Annotated in this window: 18 protein-coding genes; 4 read left to right on the top strand and 14 right to left on the bottom strand. The window is 65.5% G+C overall.

Translation table 11 applies throughout. The features are described 5' to 3' along the window. Positions 1–39: 39 nt before the first annotated feature. The 3 genes from ACPUD7_RS06085 (at position 40) to ACPUD7_RS06075 (ending at position 4865) form a co-directional block, all read left to right on the top strand. Complete coding sequence (locus ACPUD7_RS06085) at positions 40–3441, top strand: pyruvate carboxylase (RefSeq protein ID WP_425119423.1); 3402 nt, start codon at positions 40–42, stop codon at positions 3439–3441. After that, entirely contained in the window at positions 3434–3940 is a 507-nt protein-coding gene (locus ACPUD7_RS06080; RefSeq protein ID WP_135540819.1) for a peptide deformylase, read from the top strand. The genes ACPUD7_RS06085 and ACPUD7_RS06080 overlap by 8 nt, the downstream gene beginning before the upstream one ends. 70 nt (positions 3941–4010) lie before the next feature. Further along, positions 4011–4865, top strand: coding sequence for a 3-hydroxybutyryl-CoA dehydrogenase (locus ACPUD7_RS06075; RefSeq protein WP_135540821.1), 855 nt, complete (start codon positions 4011–4013; stop codon positions 4863–4865). A 166-nt stretch (positions 4866–5031) separates the two neighbouring features. Here ACPUD7_RS06075 and ACPUD7_RS06070 read toward each other — a convergent pair whose 3' ends face one another. After that, positions 5032–6291 (bottom strand): aminotransferase class I/II-fold pyridoxal phosphate-dependent enzyme, encoded by a 1260-nt coding sequence (locus ACPUD7_RS06070; protein ID WP_425119422.1) that lies wholly within the window; start codon positions 6289–6291, stop codon positions 5032–5034. A gap of 154 nt (positions 6292–6445) precedes the next feature. Here ACPUD7_RS06070 and ACPUD7_RS06065 point away from each other — a divergent pair, with 154 nt between their 5' ends. Then, the gene (locus ACPUD7_RS06065) at positions 6446–7180 is read left to right on the top strand and encodes a class I SAM-dependent methyltransferase (RefSeq protein ID WP_135540824.1); all 735 of its coding nucleotides are present in this window, start codon (positions 6446–6448) and stop codon (positions 7178–7180) included. 94 nt (positions 7181–7274) lie between these two features. Here ACPUD7_RS06065 and ACPUD7_RS06060 read toward each other — a convergent pair whose 3' ends face one another. From ACPUD7_RS06060 to ACPUD7_RS06000, 13 genes are all read right to left on the bottom strand, one after another. Beyond that, positions 7275–7760, bottom strand: coding sequence for an Hsp20/alpha crystallin family protein (locus ACPUD7_RS06060; RefSeq protein ID WP_135540826.1), 486 nt, complete (start codon positions 7758–7760; stop codon positions 7275–7277). Between the two features lie 295 nt (positions 7761–8055). Beyond that, complete coding sequence (locus ACPUD7_RS06055) at positions 8056–8571, bottom strand: ferritin (protein ID WP_135540827.1); 516 nt, start codon at positions 8569–8571, stop codon at positions 8056–8058. A gap of 137 nt (positions 8572–8708) precedes the next feature. Beyond that, positions 8709–10142 (bottom strand): amidase, encoded by a 1434-nt coding sequence (locus ACPUD7_RS06050; protein ID WP_135540829.1) that lies wholly within the window; start codon positions 10140–10142, stop codon positions 8709–8711. 4 nt (positions 10143–10146) lie between these two features. Continuing rightward, positions 10147–11379, bottom strand: a complete 1233-nt coding sequence (locus tag ACPUD7_RS06045) for an amidohydrolase (protein WP_135540831.1) — start codon at positions 11377–11379, stop codon at positions 10147–10149. Between the two features lie 77 nt (positions 11380–11456). Then, positions 11457–12185 (bottom strand): hypothetical protein, encoded by a 729-nt coding sequence (locus ACPUD7_RS06040; protein WP_135540833.1) that lies wholly within the window; start codon positions 12183–12185, stop codon positions 11457–11459. A 10-nt stretch (positions 12186–12195) separates the two neighbouring features. Further along, positions 12196–12942, bottom strand: coding sequence for a DUF5058 family protein (locus tag ACPUD7_RS06035; RefSeq protein ID WP_135540835.1), 747 nt, complete (start codon positions 12940–12942; stop codon positions 12196–12198). A 255-nt stretch (positions 12943–13197) separates the two neighbouring features. Continuing rightward, on the bottom strand, positions 13198–13704 hold the full coding sequence (locus ACPUD7_RS06030) for a hotdog fold domain-containing protein (RefSeq protein WP_167854451.1): 507 nt from the start codon (positions 13702–13704) through the stop codon (positions 13198–13200). Positions 13705–13816: 112 nt separating this feature from the next. Next, positions 13817–14248: a DUF1801 domain-containing protein gene (locus ACPUD7_RS06025; protein WP_425119421.1), complete on the bottom strand. Its 432-nt coding sequence runs from the start codon at positions 14246–14248 to the stop codon at positions 13817–13819. A gap of 316 nt (positions 14249–14564) precedes the next feature. Next, the gene (locus tag ACPUD7_RS06020; protein WP_425119420.1) at positions 14565–15017 is read right to left on the bottom strand and encodes a transglycosylase family protein; all 453 of its coding nucleotides are present in this window, start codon (positions 15015–15017) and stop codon (positions 14565–14567) included. A gap of 213 nt (positions 15018–15230) precedes the next feature. Continuing rightward, a complete protein-coding gene (locus tag ACPUD7_RS06015) occupies positions 15231–17606 on the bottom strand; it encodes an ATP-binding cassette domain-containing protein (RefSeq protein ID WP_425119419.1) in 2376 nt (791 codons plus the stop codon). 5 nt (positions 17607–17611) lie between these two features. Next, positions 17612–18022 (bottom strand): VOC family protein, encoded by a 411-nt coding sequence (locus ACPUD7_RS06010; protein WP_135540843.1) that lies wholly within the window; start codon positions 18020–18022, stop codon positions 17612–17614. 19 nt (positions 18023–18041) lie between these two features. Further along, positions 18042–18449: a helix-turn-helix transcriptional regulator gene (locus ACPUD7_RS06005; RefSeq protein WP_425119418.1), complete on the bottom strand. Its 408-nt coding sequence runs from the start codon at positions 18447–18449 to the stop codon at positions 18042–18044. Then, positions 18446–19969 (bottom strand): APC family permease, encoded by a 1524-nt coding sequence (locus tag ACPUD7_RS06000; RefSeq protein WP_425119417.1) that lies wholly within the window; start codon positions 19967–19969, stop codon positions 18446–18448. The genes ACPUD7_RS06005 and ACPUD7_RS06000 overlap by 4 nt, the downstream gene beginning before the upstream one ends.

Genomic DNA, 19969 nt, shown 5'->3' with positions numbered 1-19969 from the left:
AGTCGCCCAGTGCGGCCGTTACAGAAGTGAGAGACACCTATGTTCTCTAAAGTTCTCGTGGCCAACCGCGGAGAGATCGCCGTTCGTGCGTTCCGTGCCGCTTATGAGCTCGGAGCCTCCACCGTCGCGGTCTTCCCGTATGAGGACCGCAATTCCGAGCACCGAATGAAGGCCGACGAAGCCTACATGATCGGTGAGGAGGGCCATCCCGTCCGCGCCTACCTCAGCATCGAAGAGATGCTGCGGGTGGCCAAGGAGAGCGGTGCCGACGCGATCTACCCCGGTTACGGCTTCCTCTCGGAGAACCCCGACCTGGCGCGCGCCTGCGCCGAGGCGGGAATCACCTTCATCGGCCCGCAGGCCGATGTCCTCGAACTCGCCGGAAACAAGGTCCAGGCCCTGGCCGCAGCCCGCAACGCCGGCATTCCCGTGCTCGACTCGACACGTCCCTCGGCCGATATCGCGCAGCTGCTCGCCGATGCCGAATCGATGGAGTATCCCCTGTTCGTCAAGGCCGTCGCCGGCGGCGGCGGTCGCGGCATGCGCCGTGTCGCCGACCCGAGCGACCTCGAAGATGCTCTCAAGGCCGCCATGCGTGAGGCCGAAGGCGCCTTCGGCGACCCGACGGTGTTCATCGAGCAGGCCGTGCAGCGTCCGCGCCACATCGAGGTCCAGGTGCTGGCCGACAACGACTCGAACGCCATCCACCTGTTCGAACGTGACTGCTCGGTCCAGCGTCGTCACCAGAAGGTCGTCGAAATCGCACCGGCACCGAACCTCGATCCCGCGATCGCGGCCGAGCTGCACGCCGATGCCCTGAAGTTCGCGAAGGCACTGGGCTACCAGAACGCGGGAACCGTCGAGTTCCTGCTCGAAACCGACGGCCCGCGCGCCGGCAAACACGTGTTCATCGAAATGAACCCGCGCATCCAGGTCGAGCACACGGTGACCGAAGAGATCACCGACATCGACCTCGTCGCCTCGCAGATGCGCGTCGCCGCCGGTGCCACCCTCGACGAGATCGGCCTGCACCAGGAGGACATGCGCATCAAGGGCGCCGCCCTGCAGTGCCGGATCACCACCGAGGATCCCGCGAACTCCTTCCGGCCCGACACCGGCACGATCACCGCCTACCGGTCCGCCGGCGGTGCGGGTGTCCGCCTCGACGGTGGCACCGTCCACGCCGGGGCCGCCGTCAGCCCCCACTTCGACTCGATGCTCGTCAAACTCTCCTGCCGCGGGCGTGACTTCCCGCAGGCCGTCGGCCGCGCCAAGCGGGCCCTCGCCGAGTTCCGCATCCGCGGTGTGTCATCGAACATCGGGTTCCTCCAGGCCGTCCTCGACGATCCCTCGTTCGTCGCCGGCGACCTGTCCACCTCGTTCATCGAAGAGCGCCCGCAGCTGCTCGACGCTCGTGTCAGCGCCGACCGCGGTTCGAAGCTGCTCGACTACCTCGCCGACGTCACGGTCAATCGCCCGAACGGCGAGCCCGGGCTGCGCATCCGCCCCGGCGACAAGCTTCCCGACATCGACCTGTCGGCGACTCCCGCACCCGGCAGCCGCGACCGCCTCGCCGAGCTCGGCCCCGAGGGATTCGCCCGCGCCCTGCGTGAGCAGACCGCACTGGCAGTGACCGACACGACGTTCCGCGACGCCCACCAGTCCCTGCTCGCCACCCGTGTGCGCACCCGCGACCTGCTGGCCGTGGCCGGACACGTGTCGCGGATGACCCCTGAGCTGCTGAGCATCGAGGCCTGGGGCGGAGCCACTTATGATGTGGCCCTGCGCTTCCTCGGCGAAGACCCCTGGGAGCGTCTCGAATCTCTGCGTGCGGCGGTGCCCAACATCAACCTCCAGATGCTGCTGCGCGGGCGCAACACCGTCGGCTACACCCCGTACCCGACCGAGGTCACCGACGCCTTCGTCGACGAAGCCGCCCGCACCGGCATCGACATCTTCCGCATCTTCGACGCACTCAACGACGTCGAACAGATGCGTCCGGCGATCGAAGCGGTGCGTGCGACGAATTCCTCGCTCGCCGAGGTGGCCCTGTGCTACACCTCGGACATCCTCGATCCGCGTGAGGAGCTCTACACCCTCGACTACTACCTGCGTCTGGCGGGCCAGATCGTCGAGGCCGGTGCCCACGTGCTCGCGATCAAGGATATGGCCGGACTGCTGCGTCCGGCGGCGGCGGTGAAGCTCGTGACCGCACTGCGCGAGAACTTCGACCTGCCCGTCCACGTCCATACACACGACACCGCGGGCGGACAGCTGGCCACTCTGTACGCGGCAGCCGCTGCCGGCGCCGATGCCGTCGACGCCGCCTCGGCGGCCATGGCCGGCACGACCAGCCAGCCGAGCCTCTCGGCCCTCGTCGCCGGTTTCGAGCACACCGAACGCGACACGGGTATCAGCCTCGACGCCGTCAGCGACCTCGAACCCTACTGGGAGTCCGTGCGCAAACTCTACGCACCCTTCGAGTCCGGTCTCGCCGGACCCACCGGTCGCGTCTACCGCCACGAGATCCCCGGCGGACAGCTGTCGAACCTGCGTCAGCAGGCCGTCGCCCTCGGTCTGGGGGAGCGGTTCGAAGACATCGAGCACATGTACGCTGCCGCCGATTCGATCCTCGGCCACCTCGTCAAGGTCACCCCCTCGTCGAAGGTCGTCGGCGACCTCGCGCTCCACCTCGTCGGAGCCGGTGTCTCACCGGAGGAGTTCGCGGAGAACCCGGATAAATTCGACATCCCGGACTCGGTCATCGGCTTCCTGAGCGGCGACCTCGGTGACCCTCCGGGCGGATGGCCCGAGCCGTTCCGGACCAAGGCCCTGGCCGGACGCTCGCCCAAACCGCTGACCGAACACCTCGAACCCGAGGACGCGGCCGCACTGGAGACCCCGGGCCGGGAGCGCAAGGACAAGCTCAACGAGCTTCTGTTCCCCGGACCGACGAAGGAATTCGAGTCGATGCGCTCGAACTACGGAGACCTCTCCGTGGTCGAGACCTCCGAATACCTCTACGGCCTCACCGCCGGAGAGGAACACGCGGTCGAACTGTCCAAGGGCAAGAACCTGCTCATCGGAGTCCAAGCCGTCGGCGGCACCGACGAACGCGGCATGCGTTCGGTGATGTTCACCCTCAACGGACAGCTGCGCCCGCTGCAGGTGCGCGACCGCTCCGTCGAGAGCGAAGTCAAGACCGCAGAGAAGGCCGATCCGAACAACCGCGGCCATGTCGGCAGTCCCTTCGCCGGCGTCGTGACCATGCAGGTCCATGAGGGGGACAGGGTCGCGGCCGGCGACACCGTCGCCACGATCGAAGCGATGAAGATGGAAGCGACGATCACCACGCAGACGGCCGGCACCGTGTCCCGGGTGGCCATCTCCGATGTCCAGCAGCTCGAAGGCGGCGACCTCGTCGTGGTGATCGATGCCTGAGCGCGATATCCGGCTGTGGGGCGATCCCGTCCTCCGCAGCCGCTGCGAAGCGGTGACGGTCTTCGACGACAGCGTCGAAGCTCTCGCGGTCGACCTCGTCGACACGGCACGGCCGGAGGGCCGTGCCGCCGTCGCGGCCCCACAGATCGGTGTGGGGCTGCGCGCCTTCGGCTACGACCTCGACGGACGCACCGGTTATGTCATCAACCCGGAGATCGTCGAAGTCGGGGGAGAGCTGCGCGACATCGAAGAGGGCTGCCTGTCGGTCCCCGGACTGTTCTTCCCCACCCCACGCTACGAATTCGCCAGAGTGCGCGGGGTGGATGCGCAGAACCGTCCGGTCGAGATCGAGGGCCGCGAGGTGTTCGCCCAGATGCTCCAGCACGAAGTCGGCCACCTCGACGGCCAGGTCTACATCCAGACCCTGCCCACCGAGCGCCGCCGCGAGGCGATGAAGGCGATCCGGTCGGCCGATTGGTTCCTCAGCCGCAACGCCTGATCGACGCATCGTCCCGACCGCACCTCGAACGGTCCCCGATCATCAACTATGAACAAAGAAGGAGACGCCAGTGAATATTCAGCGCACAGCAGTCATCGGCAGCGGGCTCATGGGAGCAGGTATCGCCGAGGTGCTCGCGAAGTCCGGGCTCGACGTGATCGTCCGTGAGATCAACGAAGAGGCGTCCGCCGCAGGACGCGCCCGGATCGAGAAGTCGCTCGGCCGTGCCGTGGAGAAGGGCAAGCTCGACGAGAAGGCCCGAGACGAAGCCCTGGGCCGTCTGCGGTTCACCACTGACATCGCCGAACTCGCCGATCGTCAGCTCGTCATCGAAGCCGCCAGCGAGAACGAGGAGATCAAGAAGTCGATCTTCGCCGAACTCGATGGAGTCGTCACCGACCCCGAGGCGATTCTCGCCTCGAACACATCCTCGATGCCGATCGTCCGCTTCGCCCAGTCGACCGCGCGTCCCGAACGCGTGCTCGGTGTGCACTTCTTCAACCCGGCTCCCGTGCAGCCGCTGGTTGAGATCGTGTCCTCCGTGCTCACCGCCGATGATGTCCGTGACACCGTGACCTCGTTCGTCGCCGATGTGCTCGGGAAGAACCCGATCCAGGCCGAGGACCGTCCCGGCTTCATCGTCAACGCGCTGCTCATCCCGTACCTCTTGGGCGCCATCCGGATGCTCGAGTCCGGGTTCGCGACGAAGGAGGACATCGACGCGGGGATGGTCGGCGGCTGCGCCCACCCGATGGGTCCGATCAAGCTCACCGACCTCGTCGGGCTCGATACGTGCCTGTACGCGGCGCAGAGCATCTTCGAAGAGACCGGTGACCCGGCGGCGAAGCCGCCCGTGCTGCTCTCACGCATGGTCGACGCCGGTCTGCTCGGTGTGAAGTCCGGACGCGGCTTCTACGAATACTGAGCCTGCGCGGCCGTGGAGGCGCCTGCACCGAGCTTCTCGGTTCGGGCCTCGCGCACAGAGACTCGCACACAGAGAAGGAGGGCCGCTGCGAACCGATGGGTTCGCAGCGGCCCTCCTCTCTGCTCGTCCGAGCCCGTGGTGTGCGTCGGACTCCGATCGAATGGGCTCAGCCGACCTTGAGCTTCTCGAAACTCGCCAGGCGCACGCAGGCGACGAGACCCTGGGCGGCGAGCTCCACCTCCTCGAGGGTCGGCATCGTCGGGGCGATGCGGATGATGCTGTTGCTCGGATCCAGCCCATAGGGGTGGGTGGCCCCGGCCGGAGTCAGCTTCACTCCGGCCTCGACGGCGAGCTTGACGACCCGGTCGGCGATGCCGTCCATCGTCGTCAGCGTGATGAAGTACCCGCCCTCGGGGGAGGTCCACCGAGCGAGGTCATCGGGTCCGAGCCCGTCTCCGAGGGCCTTGAGCACGGCGTCGAACTTCGGTGCGATGATCTCAGCGTGTCTGCGCATATGCGCCTCGACACCGGCGGAGTCGGTGAAGAAGCGGACGTGGCGCAGCTGGTTGATCTTGTCCGGGCCGATCGCGACCTTGCCGAGGTTCGCGGTCATCCAGCCGACGGTGGCGGGTCCTCCGCCGAAGAACGAGACACCGGCACCGGCATGGGTGACCTTCGAGGTGGAGGCGAAGATCCACGCACGTTCGGGGTGTCCGGTCTCGGCGCACAGGCTGAGGATGTCGACGTTGTCCGGATGGTCCTCCCGCAGATGGTGCAGCGCATAGGCGTTGTCCCACAGCAGCGCGAAATCCGGGGCAGCGGCCGGCATCTGCGCCAGCTCGCGGGCGCGTTTGTCCGTGATGGTGATTCCGGTGGGGTTCGAATACATCGGCACCACCCACATCCCCTTGACTGCGGGGTCCTCGGCCAGACGCTGTGCCTCGGCGAGGTCAGGACCCTCATCGTCCATGGGAATCGACAGCAGCTCGAATCCGAGTGATTCGGCCAGCGTGAAGTGCCGGTCATAGCCGGGCACGGGACACAGCAGCTTATGCGGTCCCTGACCCCATGGACGATCGTCGACGGCGGTTCCGTGCAGGAGCGCGAACGTCAGGGCCTGGGTCATGAACGTCAGCGAGGCATTGCCGCCGGCCAGCAGCTGAGCGGCCGGGACTTTGAGCAGCGGTGCGAAGATCTCGCGCAGTTCGATGAGCCCCTCCGCGCCGCCGTAGTTGCGGGTGTCGACCCCGCTGGGCGTGAACACATCGTCACCGGAGACCATGGTGAGCAGATCGGCTGCGAGATCGAGCTGTGCGGGAGCGGGCTTGCCGCGGGTGATGTCGAGCTTGAGTCCACGGGAAGCGAATTCCTCGTACGCGGCGGACGCCTCATCGAGGCGTGATTGCAGATCGGACGGTGAGGACATGAGGGCTCCTTCGAGCTGGGATCGGGCCGGTGCCTCCATCCTAACGACCCCGCCCGGCGCGGTGGACTATCGACCCAGTTCTGAGCGGCAAGGATAGAGTTGTGCACAGCGGTGACGTCGAGCGCCGAAACCGATGAGTCGAAAGGCGGACACGATGGTGCGACCACGGGCGCGGGCCTCACACGGGCGCGGTTTCGGTGCCCAGGCCGAGATCTACGAGGAGGTCCGTCCCGGCTATCCCGGGTCCGCTGTCGATCTCGCCCTCACCGGCCGGACACACGGCTGGGCCGGTCTGCGGGTGTGCGATCTCGGCGCGGGAACGGGAATTCTCAGCCGAGAGCTGCTCGAACGCGGAAGCGAGGTCACTGCCGTCGACCCCGACACGGTGGCACTCGAGAGCAATCGAGCACCCAGTCGGGTCGGTACGGCCGAAGCGACGGGACTGGAAGCAGGCAGCGTCGACCTCGTCACCGTCGCGCAGGCCTGGCATTGGTTCGACGAGGCGGCCGCGGCCGCCGAGATCGCTCGGATCCTCGTGCCCGGCGGCAGGCTGCTCATCCTCATCAACCAGCTCGACGTGCGCGTCGACTGGGTGCTTCGTCTGAGCCGGATCATGCATGCCGGTGACGTCTACCGTCCGCAGTATCGTCCGCAGCCGGGTGCTGGGCTCGAACTCATCGCCGATCGGCTCGTCGAGTTCACGACCCCACTCGACGTCGACGGCATCGTCGACCTCGCTCGCACCCGCTCCTATTGGCTGCGATCGAACGAAGCGACCCGCACCCGGGTGGAGACGAATCTGCGCGGATACTTCCGCGACGAACATCCGGTCTCAGGCACCGTGGATGTCCCGTACATGTGTCTGGCCTACCTGCTCGAGCTGTCATGAGCGCGGTGCTGTCTGGAAGGGCAGGAGTGTCCGACAACGACGAACGGCGGGCCGCACCCGAGGTGCGGCCCGCCGTGTCGGATCTGCCGGTCGATCAGTCGGCAGAGCCGCCGGTCGCGGTGTCAGCGGCCGGTCCGCCGTCGGTCGATGTCGATTCGACGACCTCGGCGCTGCCGGACGCGGAGGTGTGGGACACGGTGATCTTCCGGGGGCGGGCCTCCTCGGCGACGGGGATCGTCAGGGTGAGCACGCCGTCGCTGTAGTCGGCGCGGATGCGGTCGAGTGCCACGCGGTTGCCGAGCGTGAGCTGGCGCGCGTAGGTGCCGTTCGTCCGTTCCCGGGTCAGCCACTTCACGTCCTTGTCCGCGACCTCGGATTCGCGGCGTGCGCGAACCGTGAGCGTGCGGTCCTCGACATCGACATCGATGCTGCTCGGGTCGACGCCGGGCATGTCGATGCGGGCGATGAAGACCTCGCCGTCGCGGTAGAGATCCATGGGCAGGGTCGTTGAGTTCGGGGTGCGAGTGACCTCGGAGAAGAAGCGGTCGAGGTCACGGATGGGATCGAATCGTGTAGCCATGTGCGTCCTTTCGTTCGGTTGCTCTATTGAGTCAAACACACTCAACTTTGAAATGATTCCGAACTCATGAAACTCACAGTTCTGCGAGTCCGGTTCGGGTGCTGCGTGACCGGCCCGCCGTCACCGTGCTCATCGCTGAGGCGGTCCTTCGCGGAGTCGTTCCTTCCGGTGCGCTGGCCAGCGAGCCGAGGGCTCTGGTTTCGTCTCCGACGATGACGAAGGGCGGCCGATTCACTGGGAATCGACCGCCCTTCGTCACTGCGGGCGCAGCGGGCTCAACCGTCGTGAGTTCCGATCACTCGCCGTCGGCGGTGATGTCGGGGTGACGCGATCCGAGTTCGGAATCGATGCGCAGCACGCCCGAGCCGTCTTCGCCGACGCGCTCGAGGCGGCCGATGATCTCGGAGATGCTCGACTCCTCCTCGACCTGCTCGTCGATGAACCAGTGCAGCAGCGGCAGGACGTCGAGGTCGGTTTCGGCCTGAGCGGTGCGGTAGAGGTTGCGGATGGATTCGGAGACCTTCTCCTCATGGGCCAGTGCGGCCTTGAAGAAGTCGATCGGCTGCGAGCCGGAGACCTTCGGAGCAGCGATATCGCCGATCTGAGGAGCGAATCCGCGGTCGAGGCAGTGCTGAGTGAACTTGGCGGCGTGAACCTGCTCTTCCTCGGACTGGGCGCGCATCCAGCGAGTCATTCCGGGGAGGTCGAGGTCGTCGAGCTGAATCGACAGCTGCAGGTAGACCAGCGAGGCCTCGAGTTCGAGGGTGACCTGCTCGTTGAGGACCTTCTGCATGGCGGGGCTCAGGTGCATCTGTTACTCCTTTGCGATTCTCAAGCGGATCGATTCCGCCTGTACAAGAATATAGTGACACCTTTTCTAGAACCGTTCCAGTGTGGAAAGGCTCGGCAAACTCCACGCAGGTTTGCCAAACCTCTCCGCACTCGCCCTCAGAGCCGCGGATGTGAAGCGTGGTGCCCGGTGGCGACTTCGAAGGCGTGGGCGATGCGCAGCAGATCGACATCGGCGCCCGGCCTGGCGACGATCTGCACGCCCACCGGCAGTCCCGAAGCGGAGAAGCCCGCAGGGACGGAGATCGCCGGACAGCCCGTGGCCGAGATGAGGCACAGGGACCGCATCCAGTCGAGGTAGTTCTCCAGCTGCACGCCATTGATCTCGGTCGGGTATTCGATGCCCGCGTCGAAGGGCAGCACCTGAGAGGTTGTGAGCACGAGCACGTCATGGTCGGCGAAGTATCGTTCGACTTCGCTGTGCAGACGCGCACGGGCCGCCTCCGCCGAGGCCACCTCGGCGCCGGTGAGATCGAGCCCCATGCGGATGTTCCAGCGGACCGAGGCCTTGACCTGGTCGGTATGGGCCGCAGCCAGCCGCCCCCAGGATCCGACGAAGTCCAGCGCGCGGCGGACACCGAAGACTTCATCGGCGTCGCGCAGGTCGGGAATCGTGTCGTCGACGTCCGCACCGAGATCGGTGAAGACGCCGGCACTGTCAGCAACGATCCGGGCCACCTCCTCGGCGACCGGGAAGAGCCCGCCGAGATCCGGGGAGAACCCGACCCTGACTCCGGTGAGGTCGGGGGAGTGGGAAGCGCCGAGAGCGAACTGAGGAAGGTCGAACACGCTGCCGGGCTCCGGACAGGACCGAGGGCACAGCGGATCGGGGCCGGCGGCCACGGACATGAGCAGAGCGACGTCGGAGACCGTGCGGGCCATGAAGCCGCCCTGAGCCAGCCACGCATACGGATCGGCCGGAGGTATGTGCGGGATGCGACCGTTGCTCGGCCTCATCCCCACGACATTGTTGAACGAGGCCGGGGAGCGCAGCGAACCGCCCATGTCCGAACCGTCGCCGGACGCTTGGATGCCGGCGGCCAGCACCGCTCCCACCCCTCCGGAGGACCCTGACGCCGACTTCGTCGGATCATAGGGATTCACGGTCGTACCGAACACCGGGTTGAACGTGTGCGAACCGGCGGCGAACTCAGGCACATTCGTCTTGCCCGTCGTTGTGATCCCTGCCCGCTTGAGCCGGGCGATGATGAGCGAGTCGGACTCGGGCACACGGGCGGCCATGAGCGGTGAGCCCCAGGTCGTGCGCATCCCGGCCGTGTCATGCGTGTCCTTGTGCGTCATCGGCACCCCGTGAAGGGCCCCGAGACTCTCCCCACGCGCCGCAGCCGCATCCGCCGCCTCCGCCTGGATGAGAGCCGCCTCGTCATCGCGGGTGACGACCGCGTTGAGGATCGGATTGACCGCATCGATGCGCTCAAGGTGGGCCTCCAGCGCCTCGCGAGCCGAGATCTCCTTGGCAGCGATCCGGGCGGCGAGCTCCCGGGTCGACCACCACAGCGATTCCTCACTCATCGGATCACCGTCCGACCTTGCTCAGCACCGCCGACAGCGCGGCGCGGATGCCCGTTTCCAATGTGGTCTCGACGTCGTCGGGGGCGAAGAACGGGGAGTGGTTGCCGGCCGGGGCTTCGGAGCCGGAGAACTTGGCGGGGGAGTAGCCGCCGAAGAACCAATACACGTACGGGACTCCGATGTCGTCGCCGAAGGCACCGACATCCTCGCTGCCGGTGGCCGGCTTCTGGAGGTGGATCTGTTCGGCTCCCAGCTCGGCACCGACATGCTCGAGGAAGCCTGCCGTCTCCTCCGGGTCGTTGAAGCAGCGGGGGAACCCGTACATCTCCTCGATCTCGGGCTCCGGAGCACCGGATGCCAGCGCCTCGGCGAGGATGATGCGTCGGACTCGGTCGAGGACGACCTCACGGACCTCCTCGGTGAAGGTGCGGATATTGAGTTTGAACTCCGCGGAATCCGGAATGATGTTCTCCTTGAGCCCGCCGTGGAACGTGCCGACGGTCACGACCGCCATGTCGTTGCCGGCGATCTCACGGGAGACGACCGACTGCAGACGGGTGATCATGTAGGCGCCGAGCACGATGGGATCGATGGCGCTCTCCGGCTGTGAGCCGTGGGCCTGCTTGCCCTTGACCGTCACGCGCAGACAGTCGGACATCGCCATCGCGGTGCCCTTGCTGACGTAGATGTGTCCGGCAGGAACGGGCCACACGTGCTGACCGTAGATGACCTCGGGGCGCACGATCCGGTCCCAAAGTCCGTCGTCGAGCATGGCGCGGGCCCCCTGACCGGTCTCCTCACCGGGCTGGAAGAGCATGACCACACTGCCGGACCACAGATCCTTGTGCTCAACGAGGTATTTCGCGAGGTAGAGCCCGACGGTGATGTGGGTGTCATGGCCGCAGCCGTGCATGACCTGCGTCGTCGTGCCGTCGGGCAGGGTGCCTTCGGCGGTGGAGGCGTAGTCGAGTCCGGTGTCCTCGGCGATCGGCAGTCCGTCGGTGTCCGCACGGTAGCCGACCACCGGTCCGCTGCCGTTCTCGATGACGGCGACGACTCCTGTGCCGCCGAAGCGGTGCGTGGTCAGTCCCATCGCCGTGAGTCGGGAGTCGATCTCTGCTGCGGTGCGGGTCTCCTGCATCGACAGTTCGGGGGTGCGGTGGAAGTCCTTGTAGTCCGCGACGATCTGGCCGAGGTCGGCCGTGAGTGACTGGCGGAGTACGGGGTTGAGAGACATGGTGTCCTTTCTGAACCGGTCTTCTGCCATCTTGGCAGGTGTCTGCGGTTTCGTCTTCGGTGTTCGGGGTCCGGACCTCAGTTGATGCCCACGGTGTCTCCACCGCTTCTCGTGTCCGTGACCTTCTTGTTGCGTGTGAACCACGTGATGAGGATGGTGAGGAAGACGACGATGGCGACGTCGCCGGGAGCCAGCACCGGCACCAGCGGTATGAGCACGAGGATGACCAGAGCCGCCAATCCGAGGGCGATGAGCGTCGATTTCACCTGCCGGAGGGAGGCGATGAGCTGAACGGTGACGCCGCCGAGGATGGCCGGGAGGATATAGAGCTTGGCCACGAGCGTGATCGGTGCGGGAATGAGGGCGACGAGCCAGGTTCCGAGGATGCCGACGAAGATGACCATCGAGGCCACGTGGATGATCGCGGCACCGCAGATGGCCATGGTGGCCGCGTACTCGCCCTTGCGGGTGCCCGGCTTCGCGCCGATCGTGTCCTGCGCGACGATGGCCGAGGGCAGCAGCTTGTTCGACACGTTGCCGATCATGAAGGCCTGATACATACCGGCCGGGCCGAGGATGGGGAAGTAGGTGAGCGGTTCCACGATGTAGAAGACGCCGTAGACGGCGAAGACCGCGAGGAATCCCTTGAGGATGTTTCCGAAGTCGACGTTCGCGTCGGCGACGAAGAGGAGATAGAACGGCACCGAGGTGGCGATGAGGAAGCCGATGAAGAGCGTGATCGAGCCCCAGCGAGTCGTGGTGCGTTCGAAGGCCGCGTGCGAAGGCGAAGTGATGATCGATGACATGATGTGCTCCTCAGGCTTCGGGCAGGCCGAGACCGGCATAGTGGGCGAAGTAGGCGGCGACGAGGCCGACGAGCAGGGAGATTCCCAGCCCCCATTCCTTGAGCCAGTTCGCTTTGAGCACCTTGGCCAGGAACAGGCAGATGCTCATCACGACGGCCGAGACGATGACGGCGATGACATGAGTGGGCGATTTCGGGATCTCGCGGAAGGTCAGTGCCGCGAAGGCCGCGAGCAGTGCGGCACCGGGGATGATCGACATCAGCGCCGGGTTGACCTTCTCGAGCTTGTGGGTGCTGCGCTTGAAGATCGGAGTGAGGATGAGGGTGGAGATCATCCATCCGGCACCCGAGAGGCTCATCGCCATGAGCGCGACGATGAAGACACCGCGAGTGAAGGTTTCGTCACCGAGGTTCGCGCCCATCGTGCCGGCGGCCAGCGAGGCCGACGCCACCTCGGTGGCCGCCGAGCCGATGAGGCCGACGCGGACGATGACCGGGGGAGTGCCGAACAGCGGCAGAAGGGCGATGGCCACAAGCACCACGGACAGGGACGGGCCGATCGCGGCCACACCTCCGGCACGGAAGGCAGTGCGCACTTCCCGTTGGCTCATCCCAGCCGATTCCGCGTTCTTCTTCACCGCGGTCATATAGATGAGTGACTGCACGACGACGACTCCCATCACCGCCATCGCCAGGATCCAGAGAATCGGGGCATTCGCAAGGCCGATGTAGTCGGCCGAACCGCTGGCCAGGTGCATGGTCAGCTCCTCACATCATTGTCGAGTTGCAGGGACGCACGACGGCAAGCCTCAGTGGTATACCAAAACGCGTGCGTGGTTTCAACATAACCTGACCGGTTGGTCAGGCACCACAGTTCTGTCGAAAGTTCCCATTAGTCGAGATTGATGTCATCGGTCAGTCTCATCGATTGAATCGATAAGGCCTCAGCGACGGTCAGTGCCTCAGCAACGGAGACGCAGAAGTGCGAGCGACGGGGGAGTGCGGCCCGGAGTTCACCGCTTCTTCTGCGAGATGTGCATCGTGATCTCGGCTGTGACGAACACGGTGCCGTGGGCGTCGATGACGTCGACGGGCACAACGAGGTCGAACTTCTCCTCGCCGAATTCCGGGAGCTCATCGAGGCGCGCGAGGGCGGTGACGGTCGTTGTCGCCTTGGCCTTGTATTCGACGGTCATCCCGGCCGGAATCCATCGATGCGTGGACGGGACTGTCGCCTCGGTCATCATGCCGCCGGCGACCTCAGCCATATTGCAGGCCGCGATCGCGTGATAGGTGCCGAGGTGGTTGTGCACTCCGCGGCGGTTCGGTGCGCTGACCCGGCAGAATCCCGGTCGCAGCTCGTGGATGAGTGGATGGACCGAGCGGAAATAGGGAGCCTTGAAGCAGACGGCCTGAGTGAACAGACGTTTGCCCAGGGGCTTGTCCTGCATCTTCTTCCACAGCGCATAGATCTTCCCGGAGCCGGGAATCGCTGTGATCTGTGCCGAATCGACGGTCATCGTTGAGTCCTTCCGGGCGGCGGTCCAACGTCCAAGGCAAGGAATGGGACTGGTCGTCCGCTGCCGCTGTGAGCTAAGTTACTTTTCAGTAGACTCTAGCAGGCAGGCGGCCTTATGTGCAGTCGGACCATTCGGCCAGCGTGTGGTCGCGTGTGCGCTCGAGCAGTTCGCGGAGCACGACCCGGTCGATGCCTTCCAGGCGGGTGAGATACAGGCATGCCGTGCCGCTGCGGTAGCTGCCCAGACGTGCCATCAGATCAGCCCAGCGGCTCTCGAAGTCACTTGTCAGGTAGATCGTGTGCTGGCGTGCGGCGGGGGAGAAGGCCAGTACCGGCATGGCTCCGCTACGGCCCGACTCGTATGTGTACGTGACTTCGCCGAAGCCGATGATCCGAGAGGCCCAGACGACGGGCTGCTCACCGGAGACATCGCCGAGGAGGTTGATGAGCTCATCGGCCTCGGCGCGACGGAGACCCTGTGCGCGGTCGAGAATTTCTGCGACGGATTCGCCGGTCGGCCGCATGGCCGGTGTCCGCTGGGCCATATCAACTCCCGATTGGTCGTCGGATGCTCGTCCACGTCGGCGGAATCGATTCGTCAGTGTCCACCATAGATGCGGACGCGGGGAGCGGTCCTCTGATCTTAACTTAACATAATGTATATTATCGGCGTTCTACGCAGAGGGCAGCACAACGCGGAACCGGCGTGCCATGCGCGTGTGCAGTGCGGGCGCCTCCGCAAAGACGTCGGAAACGGCAATGGCCGCGAACGACCTGCCTGTCGTTCGCGGCCATGAGCGCTGATCCTCAGTATCGAGCACAGCGCTCAAGACGATTGGATCAGCTGATCTGTGGATGCTGTCAGCCGCCGACGGTGACGTTGCCGCCGAGTCCGACCTTGCCGCTGCCCTTCGAGCCGCCATCGTCCTTCTTGCCGCCTCCATCATCGGCGGCGCCGTTGGACTTCGTCAGCCCGGCCTTCTTGCCGCAGGTCGGCCATGCGCCCGGGCCCTGCTCCTTGAGGACCTTCTGGGCGACGCGGATCTGTTCCTTCTTGCTGTGCTGATCCGCAGTGCCGGAACCGCCGAAGCCGTTCCAAGTCTGCTTGGAGAACTGCAGCCCGCCGTAGTATCCGTTGCCGGTGTTGATGTGCCAATCACCGCCGGATTCGCATTCGGCGACCTTGTCCCAGACGCCCTTATCGGCTGCCTGGGCCGGCTGACCTGCGCTCATGCCGGTCATCCCGGCGGCTGCGACTGCGCCGGCACCGACGAGCAGGGCGACCTTGCGGAAGCTGGTGCTGTAGAGGTTCACTATGTCTTCTCCAAAGTACGACTGCATTTCGGTTTTGTAACCCGGCCGTTACCGAGCCGTTATACACCGTAACGAATGTGCCGGGCAGTGTGAACCCGAAAGCACCGAATCGCCATCCGAATCGCCTCATCAGAGTCTGAACGTGACCTGAGGATCATCGCTCCCTGCGGGCGCGCACCCGGGCGACGGTGCCGCGTCTCCCCCTTATAATCCTCAGCCGCGGACATAGGCAGCCAGGTGCTGTGCGGTCAGGCCCGCTGCGTCGTCGCCGGCGCCGGCGACGAGGTCGGCGGGAGTGCCGGTGGCCACGATGGAACCTCCGTCATGTCCCGCGCCGGGTCCCAGGTCGATGATGTGATCGGCATGAGCCATCACCGCTTGGTGGTGTTCGATGACGATGACCGTGCGACCGGAGTCGACGAGTCCATCGAGAAGGCGGAGGAGTTTCTCCACATCGGCCAGATGCAGGCCCGTCGTCGGCTCATCGAGGACGATCACCTGAGCGGCGTCGGCGGCTTTCGCCGACAGGTGCACCGCCAGTTTGAGCCTTTGTCTCTCTCCCCCGGACAGAGTCGTCAGAGGCTGTCCGAGACTGACATAGCCCAGCCCCACCTCGGCGAGCTTGTCAAGGATCCGCACGACGGCGGGAATGCGCGACTCCCCCGCACCGAAATGCTCAAGCGCAGCGGTCACCGGCAGGTCGAGGACCTGCCGAATGTTGAGCCCGCCGAGTCGGTATTCGAGCACAGCGGCCTGGAACCCCTTGCCCTCGCACTCGTCGCAGGGAGCCGAGACCCCGCCCATGAGCGCCATGTCCGAGTAGATGATGCCGGCGCCGCTGCACACCGGGCACGCCCCTTCGGAGTTGGCACTGAACAGAGCCGGTTTGACGCCATTGGCCTTCGCGAAGGCTCTGCGGACAGGTTCGAGCATTCCCGTATAGGTGGCCGGATTGCTCCGCCGGGACCCCCTGATCGGTGTCTGGTCGATCATCACGACACTCTCACGGGTACGCAGATATCCCTCGACGAGGCTGCTCTTGCCCGATCCGGCGACACCCGTGACCACAGTGAGCACCCCGAGCGGCACGTCGACGTCGACGTCGCGGAGATTGTGCAGTGCCGCGGACCGGATCTCGAGGGCCCCGGTCGGCTTCCGCACCGTGTCCTTGAGCGCCACCGTATAGCCGAGGTGGCGACCGGTGAGCGTGTCGGACTCCCGCAGTGCCTCGACGGTGCCGGTGAAGGTGACCTCTCCCCCGGCGCTGCCCGCTCCGGGACCGAGGTCGACGATGTGATCGGCGATGCCGATGGTCTCGGGTTTGTGTTCGACGACGAGGACGGTATTGCCCTTGTCTCGCAGGGCCAGGAGGAGTTCGTTCATGGCCTGGATATCGTGCGGGTGCAGACCGATCGTCGGTTCGTCGAAGACATACGTGACATCGGTCAGAGCGGAGCCGAGATGGCGGACGAGCTTGATCCGCTGCGCCTCTCCCCCGGACAGTGATCCGGCCGAGCGCTCGAGCGAGAGATAGCCCAGGCCGATGTCGTCGAAGGCCTGCACATCGGCACGCAGCGAGTCGGCCAGCGCGAAGGCGGGACCGGCCTCGACGCGAGCGAGCCACGCGGTGATATCCGAGATCTGCATGGCACAGACCTCGGCGATGGACTTCCCCGCCAGCTTCGATGACCGGGCCGCGGCGTTGAGTCGGGTGCCCGCACATTCGGGGCACACCGTGAACACGACGGCACGGTCGACGAATTCGCGGATGTGCTTCTGCATGGCATCGCGGTCCTTGGACAGGAACGACCGGCGGATGCGCGGAATGAGCCCGTCGAAGGTGAAGTTCGTGCCGTTGATCCTCACCTTCTCGCCTTCGGCGTGAAGGAGGTGGTGCCGTTCCCTTTCGTCGTAGTCGGCGACCGGCTTCTTCGGGTCGAAGAACCCGGATTCGGAGAACATCCTCACCGACCATCCTCCGGGTTTGTATCCCGGGATCGTGATGGCTCCGTCGTCGAGCGATCGAGTCTCATCGACCACCTCGGCGATGGCGATGTCCGTGGCGGTGCCCATGCCTTCGCAGTGCGGACACATTCCACCGTTGACGGAGAACGACTTCCTCTCGACCTGTGTGCCCTCGCCTCTGTCGATCGTCACCGCGCCCTTGCCGCTGACGGTGGCGACGTTGAAGGAATAGGCATTCATTGATCCGAGGTTCGGTTCGGCGAGTCTTGCGAAGAGAGTGCGCAGCTTCGCGTTGATGTCCGAGACGGTGCCCACCGTCGAGCGCGGGTTCGCTCCGATCCGTTCCTGGTCGACGAGGATGGCCGTCGTCAGTCCTTCGAGCATGTCGACCTCGGGGCGGACCATCGCCGGCATGAACCCCTGGACGAACGCCGAATAGGTTTCGTTGATCATCCGCTGGGACTCCGCGGCGATGGTGTGGAAGACCAGCGAGCTCTTGCCCGAGCCCGAGACTCCGGTGAACACCGTGAGCCGGCGTTTGGGGATGTCGACGGAGACGTTCTTCAGCGTGTTCTCCCGGGCTCCGCGGACGCGGATGAGGTCATGGCCGTCGGCTGGGTGCATCCGCGTCAGCCTCTCTGCTGGATGCGGATCATGTTCCCGGCCGGATCGCGCACGGCGCAGTCGCGCAGACCATAGGGCTGGTCCATCGGCTCCTGCACGATATCGGCGCCCTTCGCCTCGACCTCGGCGAAGACTGCGTCGACGTCGGCAGCGGCGAGCACGATGGCCGCGTAGCTGCCCTTGGCCATGAGCGCCTCGATGGTCTCGCGTTCGGCTGCGCTGATCGTCGGGTCGGTCACCGGCGGGGTGAGCACGATCGAGGTGTCCGGTTGGTTCTGCGGTCCGACGGTCAGCCATCGCATGCGACCGGAACCGACGTCGAGACGGAGTTCGAACCCGAGCACCTCGCGATAGAAGCGAAGGGATTCCTCGGCGTCGAGGTGTGGAAGGAAACTGGCGTTGATCGAGATATTCATGACAGCAATCGTAGACCGCTCAGCGTGGTCGGACTTCTCGATTCCTGACCGGTCTCAGAGCGTTCTTCACCACGATCGTCGGCAATCGGTGCTCACCGGCGGCGACTCCGTTGCGGTACTGGCTCGGTGAGAGCCCGACGAGTTCGCTGAACCGGGTGCTGAAGGTGCCCAGAGAGGAGAAGCCGACGGTGAAGCAGATATCCGTGATCGACAGGTCCTCGCGGCGGATGAGTGCCATGGCTCTTTCGATCCTGCGCGTCATGAGATACGAATACGGGGATTCACCGTAGGCGGCCTTGAACTGGCGACTGAGGTGACCCGCCGACATGTGCACACCTGCGGCGAGGGCTTCGACGCTCAAGGGGCGGTCGAATTCGCGGTCGATGCGGTCGCGGACTCGCCGCAGCGCCACAAGCTGCTCGTTCACCCGGTCTCGACTCCCTGCCGCAGCGTGCGCCCGCGGAAGAAGTCCGGATGTCGCAGCGACTGGATGATCATGATGACCACGCCGAGAGCCAGCACCCCGATACCGAGGACGAAGACGAGCCCGATGCCGAACACCGAGGAGCCCGAGCCGTAGTCGGGGTCGAGCGAATCGACCGCGGTGGTGACGAAGATGACGAGCAGGGTCACTCCCCCGATGAGTGGGAACAGGAACCTGAAGAACACGGTGCGCACCGAGTCGATCAGGGTCCGCCGGAAGTACCAGATGCAGGCCAGTCCGGTGATGCCGTAGTAGAAGCAGACCATGAGGCCCAGCGCCGTGATCGTATCCCACAGGGCGTTCTCCGACAGCAGACGCATGACGACGTAGAAGAGGATCGCCGCTCCCGCCGAGGTGACGGTGGCGACCGATGGCGACTTGTACCGGGGCGACACGCGACCGTACTTCTCCGGCAGCGCCCCGTAGTGGCCCATCGCCAGTATCGTGCGTGAGGGCGAGACCATCGTCGCCTGCAGCGAGGACAGGGAACTCGAGAGCACGGCGATCGACACGAGCACCGCGAAGGGTCCCATGACGGGACCGGCGAGAGAGGCGAAGATCGATTCCTGGTTGGCCGGGTTGCCCGCGCCGAGTCCCTCGGTTCCGACTCCAGCGAAGGAGATCACGGCGATGGTGCAGGCGAGGTAGATGATGACGATCGCGATGATCGTGAGCATCGCGGCCCTCCCGGGAGTCTTCTCCGGGTCCTTGGCCTCCTCGTTCATCGTGATCACCGTGTCCCAACCCCAGAACAGGAAGATCGACAGGGACACAGCCGCAGCGACGGTGGAGAAGTCACCGGCCGAGAGCGGATTGAACCAGTCGAGCGAGACGGGGGTCGGGTCGAAGGCCGTGCCGCCGGAGACCTGGACAAGCGCGGCGACGACGAACCAGCCGAGCGCCAGCACCTGGAAGGCCACGAGCCACACCTGCAGCTTCTCGGTGGCCTCGACTCCGCGATAGGACACCCACGCCGCGGCGGCGGTGAGCACGATCGTCACCGGAATGTTGATCCACAGCACGCGGGTGAGATCGGCGATCTGCGGATCGGAGAAGATCTGCGACAGCAGCAGGAACAGGAAGTCGACGGCGACCGCTGCGAGATTCGAGAGCACGAGCACGGTCGCCGCGACGAGTCCCCACCCGCCCATCCAGCCCAGCCAGGGGCCGAAAGCGCGTGTTGCCCAGGTGAAGGTCGTTCCCGAATCGGGCATCGCGGTGTTGAGCTCGCGATAGCCGAAGACGACGAGGAGCATCGGCACGAAGCCGATGAGCAGAACGGCCGGGGTGTGGACGCCGACTTCGGAGATCGTCGGGCCCAGCCCGGAGGTCAGCGTATAGGCGGGGGCGATGCACGAGATGCCGATGACGGCACCCCCGATGGCTCCGACCTTTCCGGCAGACAGGCCCTTCGAACTCAGTCCGCTCGAGTCCGTCGACGGTGACGATTGTGAAGTGCTCAT

This window comes from Brevibacterium sp. FAM 24630 (assembly GCF_049804075.1).
Classification (GTDB): Bacteria; Actinomycetota; Actinomycetes; order Actinomycetales; family Brevibacteriaceae; genus Brevibacterium.
The sequence above is the reverse complement of the archived record's forward strand: the minus strand, read 5'-3'. Positions and strand labels throughout refer to the sequence as shown.